Annotated in this window: 11 protein-coding genes; 10 read left to right on the top strand and 1 reads right to left on the bottom strand. The window is 70.6% G+C overall.

Features of this window, described 5'->3' with window-relative positions; all coding sequences use genetic code 11:
- Positions 1 to 3: 3 nt before the first annotated feature.
- From ACZ5VD_RS39845 to ACZ5VD_RS39830, 4 genes are all read left to right on the top strand, one after another.
- On the top strand, positions 4 to 1881 hold the full coding sequence (locus ACZ5VD_RS39845; RefSeq protein WP_468685341.1) for an ABC transporter ATP-binding protein: 1878 nt from the start codon (positions 4 to 6) through the stop codon (positions 1879 to 1881).
- Between the two features lie 163 nt (positions 1882 to 2044).
- The gene (locus ACZ5VD_RS39840; RefSeq protein ID WP_468554106.1) at positions 2045 to 2932 is read left to right on the top strand and encodes a FadR/GntR family transcriptional regulator; all 888 of its coding nucleotides are present in this window, start codon (positions 2045 to 2047) and stop codon (positions 2930 to 2932) included.
- 429 nt (positions 2933 to 3361) lie between these two features.
- Positions 3362 to 4897, top strand: a complete 1536-nt coding sequence (locus ACZ5VD_RS39835; RefSeq protein ID WP_468554107.1) for an RNA polymerase sigma factor — start codon at positions 3362 to 3364, stop codon at positions 4895 to 4897.
- A 122-nt stretch (positions 4898 to 5019) separates the two neighbouring features.
- The gene (locus tag ACZ5VD_RS39830; protein ID WP_468554108.1) at positions 5020 to 5877 is read left to right on the top strand and encodes a serine protease; all 858 of its coding nucleotides are present in this window, start codon (positions 5020 to 5022) and stop codon (positions 5875 to 5877) included.
- Between the two features lie 108 nt (positions 5878 to 5985).
- Here ACZ5VD_RS39830 and ACZ5VD_RS39825 read toward each other — a convergent pair whose 3' ends face one another.
- Entirely contained in the window at positions 5986 to 6216 is a 231-nt protein-coding gene (locus tag ACZ5VD_RS39825) for a DUF7455 domain-containing protein (protein ID WP_468554109.1), read from the bottom strand.
- A gap of 441 nt (positions 6217 to 6657) precedes the next feature.
- On the opposite strand from ACZ5VD_RS39825, the gene ACZ5VD_RS39820 reads away from it, so the two are divergent.
- From ACZ5VD_RS39820 to ACZ5VD_RS39795, 6 genes are all read left to right on the top strand, one after another.
- Positions 6658 to 8778: a DNA gyrase/topoisomerase IV subunit B gene (locus tag ACZ5VD_RS39820; RefSeq protein ID WP_468554110.1), complete on the top strand. Its 2121-nt coding sequence runs from the start codon at positions 6658 to 6660 to the stop codon at positions 8776 to 8778.
- Positions 8779 to 9280: 502 nt separating this feature from the next.
- Positions 9281 to 9805, top strand: a complete 525-nt coding sequence (locus ACZ5VD_RS39815) for a DUF1453 domain-containing protein (protein WP_468685339.1) — start codon at positions 9281 to 9283, stop codon at positions 9803 to 9805.
- On the top strand, positions 9802 to 10947 hold the full coding sequence (locus tag ACZ5VD_RS39810) for a sensor histidine kinase (protein WP_468685337.1): 1146 nt from the start codon (positions 9802 to 9804) through the stop codon (positions 10945 to 10947). The genes ACZ5VD_RS39815 and ACZ5VD_RS39810 overlap by 4 nt, the downstream gene beginning before the upstream one ends.
- Complete coding sequence (locus tag ACZ5VD_RS39805) at positions 10944 to 11627, top strand: response regulator (RefSeq protein WP_468554113.1); 684 nt, start codon at positions 10944 to 10946, stop codon at positions 11625 to 11627. Before ACZ5VD_RS39810 ends, ACZ5VD_RS39805 begins: the two co-directional genes overlap by 4 nt.
- Positions 11628 to 11696: 69 nt before the next feature.
- Positions 11697 to 12257 carry a DUF485 domain-containing protein gene (locus tag ACZ5VD_RS39800; protein WP_468685335.1) on the top strand — a complete coding sequence of 187 codons (561 nt, stop codon included), beginning with the start codon at positions 11697 to 11699 and terminating at the stop codon, positions 12255 to 12257.
- On the top strand, positions 12254 to 13846 hold the full coding sequence (locus ACZ5VD_RS39795; RefSeq protein ID WP_468685334.1) for a solute symporter family protein: 1593 nt from the start codon (positions 12254 to 12256) through the stop codon (positions 13844 to 13846). Before ACZ5VD_RS39800 ends, ACZ5VD_RS39795 begins: the two co-directional genes overlap by 4 nt.
- Positions 13847 to 13920: the final 74 nt, after the last annotated feature.

Here is a 13920-nt window from a genome sequence, read left to right as displayed (position 1 = left end):
CGGGTGATCCAGGCCTTCGGACTGACCAGCAACTCCCGCAAGGATCTTCCGCCCGCAGTCGACGACGTCTCCTTCGAGGCGCGCGCAGGCCGTGTCACCGTGCTCCTCGGAGCGGCGGGCGCAGGCAAGACGACGGCACTCAGGCTGATGCTCGAACTCCAACAGGGCCGTGGCATCACCTATTTCAGAGGCCGCCCCCTGCACCGCGTCGCCCACCCCTCGCGTGAGGTCGGCGTGCTCCTCGGGGACGTGCCGGGCCACCCCGCCCGCACCGTACGCGGCCACCTGCGCATGCTGTGCGCCGCAGCGGGCGTCCCGGTCCGGCGGGCCGACGAGGTCCTTGAGGTGGTCGGCCTCGTCAGCCTGCGCGACGAGCGGCTGGGCACCCTCGCGCGCGGCATGGACCGCCGCCTCGGCCTGGCCTGCGCCCTGCTGCCGGACCCGCACACCCTCCTGCTCGACGACCCCGCCGACGGCCTCTCCACCCGTGAGGGCCAGTGGCTGTACGGCATGCTCCGGGCGCACGCCACCCAGGGCGGCACGGTCCTGTTCACCACGGCCGACCCCAAGGAGGCGGCGCGCGCCGCCGACCGCGTGGTCACGCTCGACAAGGGCAGGCTCGTCGCCGACCAGGAGGCGGCGGAGTTCGCCCGCACCCGGCTGCGCCCCCGGGTCGCCGTGCGCAGCCCTCACGTCGCACGCCTCGCGGCCCTGCTGACCAAGGAGGCCCGCACCGCCCGGCGCTCCGTCGAAGTCGTACGGGAGGGCGGCAACCGTCTTTCGGTCTACGGCAGTACGTGTGCCGACGTGGGCGACGCCGCCTTCCGGCACGGCGTCCTCGTCCACCAACTCGCCGACGAGATCGGAGACATGGGCCCGGGCGCCGTACCGGCCCCCTCGGGGGACCTGCCGGAACCCGCCGGGACACGATCCGACGGCGCGGAGCGGGAATCCGGCGCCTCGCAGGCGTCCGATCCATCGGATACGCGCGCCGGTGCGAGTGCCGTGGAACGTCGCCTTCCAGGAGCGGTGGCAGCCGCTCGCTCCGCCGAAACCGTCAAGACCATCGACTCCCCGTCCCCCCTTCCGCCTCCCATCTCCGTCCGTGCCGCGCCGAGCCCCCTGCGGCCGCTGCGCTACGAGCTGCGCCGCGCGGCCGGAGTCGGGACCGGGTTCCTCACCGGCGCCGCCGTCCTCGTCACCTCGGCCCTCACCGCCGTACTCCTGGCGCGTGTCGGGCACACCCCGCAGCCGCGTCTGCTGGCCGCCTGGCCGCGGGAACTCCCGCTGCCGCCCGCGGCACTCGGCGCCGGGCTGCTCGGGGCGCTCGCCTTCGGCGACGAGTTCCGCCACCCCGCCCTGGCGGCGGACCGCGGCACCGTGCCCCGGCGGCTGGGGCTGCTCGCCGCGAAACTCGTGGTCGCCGCCGCCACCGCGCTGCTGCTGGCCTTCCTCACCGTGGGCTGCGATGCCGAAGTGCTCTATCTCGTCTACGGACGGGAGCTCACGGAAGTTCCGGCGGACTGGTTGTCGCTGGGTGCCCAGTGGATGGGGCTGGTGGTCGGGTGCGCGTGGGCCGGTGTGCTGGCCGCGGGAATCTTCCGGTCCACCACGGCCGGGCTCGCCGCGGTGGTCGCCGTACCGGTTCTCGTCGTACCTCTTGTGCACAAGGCCCTGGAGGGGGCGTCCGTGAGGGCAGCCGCCGGATTTCCCGCGCGGGCGCGGGAGGTGTTCCTCCTGCAGTGGCCCTTCGGCGGAGAGCGCTACCTGTCGGCGGCGGCGCGTGTGCTCGTCCAACCTGTGGGCGGCGCGCTGACGTTGTCGCTGACCGCCCTGCTGTGTGCATATCTGCTCACGTCCCTGCGGAGCAGGGTCCGATGACGACCGTCCGCGGCCCCAACGCTTCCACCCTGCGCACAACTCCCCGGGGAAAGCCCATTTCTTTCCGATAAGGCGTCAATTGCGACGGGGTGAGCGATCACCCTTTCGTGTGCTTTTCACCAAAGACCTCAAGGGAGTTGGAGACGGCGCCGACAAAGGATCCGTGAGTACCCTTGCGCACACCATGATGACCGCCGCCCGCTCCGCAGACTCCGGTCTCGCCGGCCCGGGCGAACTCGACCGCTACCCCTACGCCGAGGCCCCGGCCGCCGACCGTCTCGGTGCCCCTTCCTGGGACGGCGCGGACCACGATCTGGGTCGCGTGGGCCGACGCAGCACCGGCAGCCGCGGGCGCGGGCTGCACGGCCAACTCGTCCAGCAGCTCGGCCAGATGATCGTCTCCGGGGACCTGGGCGCCGACCGTCCGCTGGTGCCCGAGGAGATCGGCCAGCGATTCGAGGTGTCCCGCACCGTCGTCCGCGAGTCGCTCCGTGTTCTGGAGGCCAAGGGCCTGGTCAGCGCCCGCCCGAACGTGGGCACGCGCGTGCGCCCCGTCAGTGACTGGAACCTCCTCGACCCGGACATCATCGAATGGCGGGCCTACGGGCCGCAGCGCGACGACCAGCGCCGCGAGCTGGGCGAGCTGCGCTGGACGATCGAGCCGCTCGCCGCCCGCCTCGCCGCCGGGCACGGGCGTGAGGACCTCCAGCAGCGGCTGGCCGACATGGTCGAGATCATGGGCCACGCCATGGGGCAGGGCGACGCGCTGACCTTCTCCCGCGCCGACGCGGAGTTCCACTCCCTGCTCATCCAGCTCGCGGGCAACCGCATGCTGGAGCACCTTTCCGGGATCGTGTCGGCCGCTCTCCAGGTCTCCGGCAGCCCGGTCACCGGCTGTGACCGCCCGACCGAGACCTCGCTGGCCCATCACGGCCGGATCGTCGACGCCCTTGCCGCCGGCGACCGTACGGGGGCCGAGACGGCCATGCGCCAGCTTCTGACGGTCCACCCCGAGGTGGAGCGCGTGGTGCCCGCGCCGCGCGAGCACTGACCGTGCACCGAGGGCGGCACGGCCGGGGGTGCCTCCCCCCTCCGGTGGCATCGCCCGGCCGTCGAACCGCCTCCCGCCGGACCCCGCAGGATCCTCAGGGAATCCTGCGGGGTCCGGCGGTGTGATGTGGTGTAAGTCCGCCGGAGCGCCCAGGTGAAGGCGGAGGATGCCCTTCTATGGCGTCATCTGACCGTTTTTGCGCGCTTACGGGGTGTGACTCGGGCCACGCAGATTGGGCGTAACGCTCGCGGGAGCAGCGCGATGACCTAAGAGGTGACAGCCGCGGAGGGAATACGGACGCCGTTCAAGGCGCTGTGCATCTCCCCGGCCCCCGCCCGCGCCGTCGGCCCATCCCCAAGGCCGGTGGTCGGCTCCTGTCCGTCATGGACGGGGCCGGAAGCCGTTTTCCAACGTTCCGAGAGGTTGTTCGTGTCGGCCAGCACATCCCGTACGCTCCCGCCGGAGATCGCCGAGTCCGTCTCTGTCATGGCGCTCATCGAGCGGGGAAAGGCTGAGGGGCAGATCGCCGGCGATGACGTGCGTCGGGCCTTCGAAGCTGACCAGATTCCGGCCACTCAGTGGAAGAACGTACTGCGCAGCCTCAACCAGATCCTCGAGGAAGAGGGTGTGACGCTGATGGTCAGTGCCGCGGAGCCCAAGCGCACCCGAAAGAGCGTCGCAGCGAAGAGTCCGGCCAAGCGCACCGCCACCAAGACGGTCGCGGCGAAGACGGTGACCGCCAAGAAGGCCACCGCCACCGCCACGCCGGCGGCGCCCGCCGCCGAGTCCGCCGTCGAGGACGAGACGCCCGCGAAGAAGGCCGCTGCCAAGAAGACGACGACCGCCAAGAAGGCGGCCGTGAAGAAGACCGTCGCCAAGAAGGCGACGGCCAAGAAGACGACCGCCGGCAAGGACGACGCCGAGGCCGCCGAGGACGAGGTCCTCGAAGACGCGAAGCCCGGCGAAGAGGAAGAGGAGGGGGCTGAGAACAAGGGCTTCGTCCTCTCCGACGACGACGAGGACGACGCGCCCGCCCAGCAGGTCGCCGTCGCCGGTGCCACCGCCGACCCGGTCAAGGACTACCTCAAGCAGATCGGCAAGGTCCCGCTGCTCAACGCCGAGCAGGAGGTCGAACTCGCCAAGCGCATCGAGGCCGGTCTGTTCGCCGAGGACAAGCTGGCCAACGCCGACAAGCTCGCTCCGAAGCTCAAGCGCGAGCTGGAGATCATCGCCGAGGACGGTCGCCGCGCCAAGAACCACCTCCTGGAGGCCAACCTCCGTCTGGTGGTCTCCCTGGCCAAGCGTTACACCGGCCGCGGCATGCTCTTCCTGGACCTCATCCAGGAGGGCAACCTCGGTCTGATCCGCGCGGTCGAGAAGTTCGACTACACCAAGGGCTACAAGTTCTCCACGTACGCCACCTGGTGGATCCGTCAGGCGATCACCCGCGCGATGGCCGACCAGGCCCGCACCATCCGTATCCCGGTGCACATGGTCGAGGTCATCAACAAGCTCGCGCGCGTGCAGCGGCAGATGCTCCAGGACCTGGGCCGTGAGCCCACCCCGGAGGAACTGGCCAAGGAACTCGACATGACCCCGGAGAAGGTCATCGAGGTCCAGAAGTACGGCCGCGAGCCCATCTCGCTGCACACCCCGCTGGGCGAGGACGGCGACAGTGAGTTCGGCGACCTCATCGAGGACTCCGAGGCCGTCGTTCCGGCCGATGCGGTCAGCTTCACGCTTCTGCAGGAGCAGCTGCACTCCGTCCTGGACACCCTGTCCGAGCGCGAGGCGGGCGTCGTCTCCATGCGTTTCGGTCTCACCGACGGTCAGCCGAAGACCCTCGACGAGATCGGCAAGGTGTACGGCGTCACGCGTGAGCGCATCCGCCAGATCGAGTCCAAGACCATGTCGAAGCTGCGTCACCCGTCGCGTTCGCAGGTGCTGCGCGACTACCTCGACTAGGTCGCGGTCGTACGACGTCGAAGGCCCGGGTCCCTGAGAGGGAACCGGGCCTTCGTGCTGCGGACCGCCCTCCTCTGCATGACTCTGGGTGTCTGATCAACCCCCTGGAGTGAGGAGCAGGCATGCGGAGTCGCATGGCCCGGGCGTTGGCCCGGCCGCTGGTTCTGGTGGCCGCGGCGGCAGCCATACCGCTGGTGTCGGCCGTCCCCGTGGCCGCCGACAGCATCGTCGTCGGCGGATTCCCGATCGACGTGTCGGAGAGTCCATGGACGGTGGCGCTGTCCAGTCGTGACCGGTTCGGGGGTACGCGGGCGGGGCAGTTCTGCGGTGGTGTGGCGGTCGGCCGCACCACCGTCCTGACCGCCGCCCACTGTCTGGGGGCGGACGTCCTCGGCTCCCCGCCGGGCCGCGTGCGCGACCTCAAGGTGATCGCGGGCCGTACGGACCTCCTCTCGGACCGGGGGCAGGAGGTCCCCGTGCGGGGCACCTGGGTGAATCCGGGCTACGACGGGGCGAGCAACGCGGGGGACTTCGCCGTGCTCACTCTCGCCGAGCCGTTGCCGCAGGCATCGGTCGTGAGCATGGCGGCGACCGGTGATCCGTCGTACCGGCCGGGGACGAGTGCCTTGGTGTCCGGCTGGGGTGACGTCACGGGGGCCGGGGACTACGCCCGCAATCTACGGGCGGCGCGCGTGCACGTGCTGGCCGACGCTCTGTGCGAGGAGGCCTATCCGGGAAGTGCCGACGGTACGTACCTCGCCGCCGGCATGGTGTGCGCCGGGGAGGCGGAGGGGGGCCGTGACGCCTGCCAGGGGGACAGCGGAGGGCCGCTGGTCGCCGGGGGGAAGCTGATCGGGCTCGTGTCCTGGGGGAGCGGCTGCGGTCGTGCCGGAAGTCCCGGCGTCTACACGCGCCTGTCCGACGTCATGCGGACGCTGGACTGGGGTCGCGGGGCCAGAGCGCCTCGTGCGGGCGTCTGACGGGGGCCTGAGGGCCCTAGTGGGGCATGAGCAAGGGCGGCTACCCCTGGGAGGGGCGGCCGCCCTTGGCCGGTCTGTGCCGGTGCTGGCTCGTCGTGGACGCGAGTATCAGCGCTCTTCTTCGGAGGCGGATGCGGGAGCGGCCGTGAGCCGCTCCGACTCGTCCTGTATTTCAGCGGCGATCTTCTTGAGTTCCGGCTCGAACTTGCGACCGTGGTGGGCGCAGAAGAGCAGTTCTCCGCCGCTGAGCAGGACGACGCGTACGTACGCCTGGGCGCCGCAGCGGTCGCAGCGGTCAGCGGCCGTCAGCGGGCTCGCGGGGGTCAGAACAGTAGTCACGTCGCCTCTTCTCTAGCTCGACGAGCTGTCGTACCAGGGTCAACATCCAACCAGCCCGAAAACGTTCCCGCTCGGGGCTTTTCCTCGAAAAATCTCTCCGGGGTGGCTGTGTGCTGCCGGTTGGCGGCGAATGTGCCGTATTGCGTGGCTTCGTTGCTTACGGGTTCGCTCTGTCGGTCGGGGGGTCGATCCTCCCGGCTGGGTTGCCGGTTGTTGATGAGGACGTGCCCGGAGCCTAAATGGTTCATGCCCCGAAGGGAACGTGATATGTACTTCACTCAATCGAGGGATCGAACGTGTATACGACCGTGGACTAGTGTGAGTTCAGACGAGGGTGGCGTTACATCGGCTCTACCAGGCCTCGGTACCCTCTGAGCGGCAACCCAAGCCGCGCCCTTACCCAGAAGGGCCCCACCTGAAATTCAGCGAGGAGCGAACCGCGTGACCGCCGAGACGTCCGTGCCGTCCACAGCTCTGCTGGCAGGAGCAGACCGGGACGGTTCCAACTACACCGCGCGGCACCTGCTCGTCCTCGAAGGACTTGAGGCCGTGCGCAAGCGCCCGGGCATGTACATCGGCTCGACCGACAGTCGTGGCCTGATGCACTGCCTGTGGGAAATCATCGACAACTCCGTCGACGAAGCCCTCGGGGGCTACTGCGACCACATCGAGGTGATCCTCCACGACGACGGATCGGTGGAGGTCCGCGACAACGGCCGTGGCATCCCCGTCGACGTGGAGCCCAAGACAGGCCTCTCCGGTGTCGAGGTCGTCATGACCAAACTGCACGCCGGCGGCAAGTTCGGCGGCGGCTCCTACGCCGCGTCCGGCGGTCTGCACGGCGTCGGTGCCTCCGTGGTGAACGCCCTGTCCGCCCGGCTGGACGTCGAGGTGGACCGCAGTGGTCACACCCACGCCATCAGCTTCCGGCGCGGTGTCCCGGGGTCCTTCGCGGCCGTGGGCCCCGACGCCAAGTTCGAGCCCGGTGGCCTGCGCAAGGCCAAGAAGATCCCCAGGACCCGCACCGGCACGCGCGTGCGCTACTGGGCCGACCGTCAGATCTTCCTCAAGGACGCCAAGCTCTCCCTGGAGAACCTGCACCAGCGCGCTCGCCAGACCGCCTTCCTGGTTCCCGGCCTGACCCTCGTCGTCCGCGACGAGTACGGCCTCGGCGAGGGCGGCAGCAAGGGTGAGGAGTCCTTCCGCTTCGACGGTGGCATCAGCGAGTTCTGCGAGTACCTGGCCACCGACAAGCCGGTCTGCGACGTCCTCCGCTTCTCCGGCCAGGGCAGCTTCAAGGAGACCGTTCCCGTCCTGGACGACCACGGCCAGATGACGCCCACCGAGGTCACCCGTGAGCTCGGCGTGGACGTCGCGATGCGCTGGGGGACCGGCTACGACACGACCCTCAGGTCGTTCGTCAACATCATCGCCACTCCCAAGGGAGGCACCCACGTCGCGGGCTACGAGCAGGCCGTGGCCAAGACGATGAACGAGGTGCTCCGCACCAAGAAGATGCTGCGCGTCGCCGAGGACGACATCGTCAAGGACGACGCCCTGGAGGGCCTCACCGCGGTCGTCACGGTCCGTCTGGCCGAGCCGCAGTTCGAGGGGCAGACCAAGGAGGTCCTCGGGACCTCCGCGGCCCGACGCATCGTGAACACCGTGATCTCCAAGGAGCTCAAGGCGTTCCTCACGTCCACGAAGCGGGACGACGCGGCCCAGGCCCGCGTCGTCATGGAAAAGGCCGTCGCCGCCGCCCGTACTCGGATCGCCGCACGTCAGCACAAGGACGCACAGCGCCGGAAGACGGCGCTGGAGTCCTCGTCGCTGCCCGCCAAGCTCGCCGACTGCCGCAGCGACGACGTCGAGCGCAGCGAGCTGTTCATCGTCGAGGGGGACTCCGCGCTCGGTACCGCCAAGCTCGCCCGGAACTCCGAGTTCCAGGCGCTGCTGCCGATCCGCGGCAAGATCCTCAACGTCCAGAAGTCGTCCGTGACGGACATGCTCAAGAACGCCGAGTGCGGCGCGATCATCCAGGTCATAGGAGCGGGCTCGGGCCGCACGTTCGACATCGACGCGGCCCGCTACGGCAAGATCATCATGATGACCGACGCCGATGTGGACGGCTCCCACATCCGGACCCTGCTGCTGACGCTGTTCCACCGCTACATGCGCCCCATGGTGGAGGCGGGGCGGGTGTTCGCCGCGGTGCCGCCACTGCACCGCGTCGAGCTGGTCCAGCCGAAAAAGGGCCAGGACAAGTACGTCTACACGTACTCGGACCGAGAGCTGCGCGACAAGCTCCTGGAGTTCCAGAGCAAGGGGGTCCGGTACAAGGACTCGATCCAGCGCTACAAGGGTCTCGGTGAGATGGACGCCGACCAGCTGGCCGAGACCACCATGGACCCGCGCCACCGCACCCTGCGCCGGATCAACCTCTCCGACCTGGACGCCGCCGAGGGGGTCTTCGACCTCCTGATGGGCAACGACGTGGCACCGCGCAAGGAGTTCATCTCCAGCTCGGCCGCGACGCTGGACCGGTCGCGCATCGACGCGTAGCCGCTGCGCCGGGCTCGGGCCGGTGAGACGGACCGGGCCCGGTGCGGGTGGGTGTGACGCGGCCGGGCTGTGGTGCCCGGCACCGGCCGGGTGGGGTGGTGGGGGACGGGAGACCGGCGGGGGTGCGTCGCGGCGGGCTGTCCGGGCCCTTCCGGCGGGTGACGCTCCGCGCGGCCCTGGACGGGCCCGGGCCGGCTGGTGCGCCCAACTGGCGCGACGGGCGTGGCTCGCGCCCGTCGGGGCGCAGCGTCCCCGGAGGTGCGCAGGCTCGGGCCGGGCAGGGCAGGACGAAGTAGGTCAGGCAGGCGCGGCACACGGACGCTGGTTGCGCGGCGTACGGCGTACGGCCGGTGTCTCCACCCGTGGGTGGAAGGCGGCGGTCGCCGCGGGTCCACCCATGATCCACCCCGGCTCCGATCCGTCGACCTGCCCGTTTGCGTAGCGTCGAAGGCGTCGGCAGCGCTCGCTGCCGGTCTCGCCCTTTCTCGCTACGGAGGCTGCGATGTCCGGGCTCGTGGACGCGTTGATGATCGTGGCCGTCGTCGTCCTGGTGGTCGTCCGCCAGTTCCGCGCCAGTCGGATCGACACCGAGAGGCGCTGGTGGCTGCTGCCCGTGATCCTGGCCGTCGTGGCACTCCGCGAGCCGCAGGTGGTGGACGCCCATCACCACACGGCATCGGTCGCACTGCTCGCCGTCGAGCTGGTCACCGGCCTCGCCGTCGGAGCCGGCTGGGCCTGGACCACCCGCATATGGGTGGAGCCGGGCGGAGAGGTGTGGAGCAGGAGCACCAAGGCGAGCGGGGCGGTCTGGGCCGTCGGCATCGGATTGCGGGCCGGCCTGTTCGCGCTCGGCGCGGTGCTCGGTATCCACCAGGGTTCCTCCGCCCTGCTGCTCGCCCTGGCGGCGACCCTCCTGGTCCGCTCCGGGATCCTCGCCTGGCGGGCCCAGTCCCTGCGCCCGGTTGCCGTGCCCGGTACGGCGTACGGTGACGGCATGTCCGCGCCCGCGTGGAAGGAGCGTGTGTGACGGAGAACGTCTGGACACGCTGGCCTTCCAGGGAAGCACTCGTCCACGGGGACATCTCGTCTCCCCGGCGTCTGCTCGGGTGGATCGTGCGGGCCCTGGTGCTCGGCATGCTCCTGTGGGGCGTCTTCAGCAGTCAGGTGCGCGGCTGGGGGGTGCCGGCCGCGGCGGCGGCCGTGCTGCTGGCCGCGTTCGCCGCCTGGGCCCTCTACCGCACCACCCTCGCCCACCGGCTCTGGCCGTCCCTGGCCCTGACCACGGTGCTGCTGGGGATCGCGATGGTTGCCCAGACAGCCGACGTCAGGGTGCCCGCGCTGGTGCTGTGGTGCGGGTGCGCCATCACGGCCCTGGAGCGGCTGCCCCTCGCGGCCGCCCTGCCGGTGACCGCGGTGGCTCTCACGTCGTACGCCCTGGTCAATGACGACCCCTGGCTGACCACCGCGGTGACGACGGTGGGGCTGGCCCTCGCCGGATACGTCCTGCGGCTGGACGCCGAGGCCCGGGGCGGTGCGCAGCGGCTGCTCGCGCAGGAGCGGGCGGCACGGGCGGCGGAGGCGGAGTCGGCGGCACTCGCGGAGCGGGCCCGGATCGCGCGGGAGATCCACGACGTGCTGGCCCACAGTCTGTCGGCGCAGCTCGTGCACCTGGAAGCGGCCAGGCTGCTGATCGAGGGCGGGGCCGACCGGGAGCAGATCCTCGAACGGGTGGTCGCGGCACGGGGAATGGCCCGCGACGGCCTGGCCGAGACCCGGCAGTCGCTGTCGGCGCTGCGTGGCGAGCTGACCCCGCTGGAGGACTACCTGGCCCAGGCCGTCGACACGGCCGGTGCCGAGGCCGTCATTTCGGGTGAGCGCAGGCCTCTGCCGGCCGAGGCGTCGCAGGCCGTGCGCAGGGTCACGCAGGAGGCCCTGACCAACGTCCGCAAGCACGCGCCGGGGGCGAAGGTACAGGTGCGCCTGGAGTACGGCGACCACCAAGTCAGGCTGGTCGTGCGGGACTCCGGCGGTTCACCGGGCGAACTCACGGGCACCGGCGCCGGGTACGGTCTGCTGGGCATGCGGGAGCGTGCCGAGCTGCTGGGCGGCTCGCTGGAGGCCGGGCCGGACGAGGAGGGGTTCGTGGTGACCTTGCAGGTGCCCGTATGACGCAGGGCGTGGCGGAGAAGGCCGCGCGGGTGGTGGTCGTCGACGACCAGACCGTGGTCCGTGAGGGCATCGTGATGTTGCTGGGGCTGCTGCCCGGGATCGAGGTCGTCGGAGCGGCGGGGGACGGGGAGGAGGCGGTGAGGCTGGTGGCCGAACTCGCCCCGGACGTGGTGCTGATGGACCTTCGGATGCCCCGCTGCGACGGGGTGGAGGCGACCCGTCGTATCCGGGCGGAACACCCCGGGACGCAGGTCGTGGTGCTGACGACGTTCGCGGACGACGAGTCGCTGTTCCCGGCGCTGCGTGCGGGGGCGCGCGGCTATCTGACCAAGGACGCGGGGGGTGACGAGATCGTGCGGGCCGTGCGGAGCGTGCTGTCCGGTGACGCGGGGCTGTCGCCGAGCATTCAACGGAGGCTGCTGGAGCGGCTGTCGGAACCCGAGCCGCTGTCGGCGGCGCCGGTCGAGCCGCCGGACGGACTGACCGGGCGGGAGACCGAGGTGCTGGTGCTGATCGCCGAGGGACTCGGCAACCAGGAGATCGCCCGCCGGTTGCAGGTCTCCACGGCGACGGTGAAGACGCACATCAACAACCTCTTCGCCAAGACAGGACTCAAGGATCGCGCGCAGGCGGTGCGTTACGCGTATGGGAAGGGGCTTGTACGCCCACCGACGGGGTGAGTCACCTGATGGGGTGAAGAGCGGGGGGAAGAAGAGTCGGGGATCTTCCCGTTCTGTCCATCCTTGGGCATGCAGTCAAGCAACGGTCGCCCGCGCGGAGGCGAGGGTGGTGCCGAGAGTTCGGTCGACAACCACGACGGTCATGCCCCGACGCCCTCCGAGGAGTGCGGACAGGTGCGGTACGACGACCCCTGGTACGACGCACTGGCCTCCGGCTGGGGTGAGTCGGGCGGCGCCGACGCGTCCGGGCCCTTGGTGCTGCCGGCGCCTCGGGAGCGCGAGGCCCCCGCCGTCGCCGCGGCCGAGGTGTACCTGGAGGTGCAGCGCAGCGCGGCGTTCCAGGAGGTGCGCGGCCGGTACCGAAGGTTCGTGGTGCCGGCGGTCGTCGTGTTCTTCGCCTGGTACGTCGCCTACGTCGTGACCGCGACGACGGCCCCCGGCCTGATGGCACGCCCCGTGGCGGGCGCCGTGAACGTGGCGATGGTGGCGGGACTGGGGCAGTTCCTCACGACCTTCCTGTTCACCTGGGCCTACGCGCGGCACGCGCGGCTGCGCCGGGACCGGGCCGCGCTCGAACTGCGCTGGGACACCCAGGAACTGACGCGTGGTGTCCGGGGCGGTGTGCTGTGACGGGGAACCACCAGACACTGGCGTTGCTGCTGTTCAGTGTGTTCGTCGCCGTCACACTGGGGATCACCACATGGGTGAGCCGTCACCGGCACGGCTCGGCGGAGGAGTTCTACGCGGGCGGGCGGCTCTTCTCGCCCATGGAGAATGGTTTTGCCATCGCGGGTGACTACATGTCGGCCGCGTCCTTCCTCGGCATCTCCGGGCTCATCGCCCTCTACGGCTACGACGGGCTGCTGTATTCGGTGGGGTTCCTGGTGGCCTGGCTGGTGGTGCTGTTCCTCGTCGCCGAACTGGTGCGCAACTGCGGGCGGTTCACCCTGGCCGACGTGGTGGCGTCCCGGATGAACGAGCGGCCGGTGCGGATCGCGGCGGGAACTTCCTCGGTCACCGTGTCCGTTCTGTATCTGGTGGCGCAGATGGTGGGGGCGGGCAGCCTGGTCGCGTTGCTGCTCGGCGGCACCGGAGCGGCGGCACAGACCTGGACGGTCATCGGGGTCGGCGCGCTCATGGTGATCTATGTGTCGTTCGGAGGGATGCGCGCCACCACCTGGATCCAGATCGTGAAGGCGGTCCTGCTGCTCGGCGGCACCGTCGCGCTGACCGTGCTCGTCCTGGTGCGGTTCCACGGCGACTTCAACCGCCTGCTGCTCACGGCGGCGGAGCGCAGCGGTCACGGCACGTCGTTCCTGGCGCCCGGCCTCAGGTACGGCGGGGACTGGACCGCGCGCCTCGACTTCATCAGCCTGGGACTCGCGCTGGTGCTGGGCACGGCCGGGCTGCCGCACATCCTGTCCCGTTTCTACACCGTGCCCACCGCGCGGGCCGCCCGGCGCTCGGTCGTGTGGTCGATCGGGCTGATCGGCGGCTTCTACCTGATGACGATCGTCCTCGGGTTCGGTGCCGCGGCGATCGTGGGGCCGGATGCGGTACGGGGATCGAACGCCGCCGGGAACACGGCGGTCCCGCTGCTGGCACTCGACCTGGGCGGTGGTGCGCACTCCACGGGTGGAACGGTTCTCTTCGCGATCGTCGCCGCCATCGCCTTCGCGACGATCCTCGCCGTGGTCGCCGGCATCACCCTCGCCTCCTCCGCGTCCGTCGCCCACGACCTGTACGCCTCACTGCGGCGCCGGGGTGCCAAGCCGCGCAGCGAAGTGGCCGTGGCCCGCACCGCGGCCGTCGGCATCGGCGTGGTCGCCATCGCCCTCGGTCTGCTGGCACGCGACCTGAACGTGGCGTTTCTCGTGGGACTCGCCTTCGCCGTGGCCGCGTCCGCCAATCTGCCGGTGCTGCTCTACTCCCTGTTCTGGAGCGGCTTCACCACCCGCGGCGCCGTGTGGGCGGTCTACGGCGGGCTGATCCCGGCCATCGTGCTCGTGCTGCTGTCGCCGGTGGTGTCGGGCAGCCCCGAATCACTGTTCCCGGGCGTCGACTTCCAGTACTTCCCGCTGCAGAACCCCGGCCTGGTCTCGATCCCGCTGGGCTTCGTCGCGGGCTGGCTCGGCACGGTCACCTCGGCGGAACTTCCCGACGAGGCCAAACACGCGGAGACCGAGGTGCGGTCGCTGACGGGAGCCGGAGCCGTGTAGGCAGGACGCGCCGTCATCGTCGTCGTACGGGATGACATTCCGGTGGCTCGCGTCCGTATGTAACGGCGGGCACG

This window comes from Streptomyces sp. NPDC032822, assembly GCF_055578825.1.
Note: the sequence above shows the minus strand (reverse complement) of the source record. Positions and strands in the feature narration are given on the sequence as shown.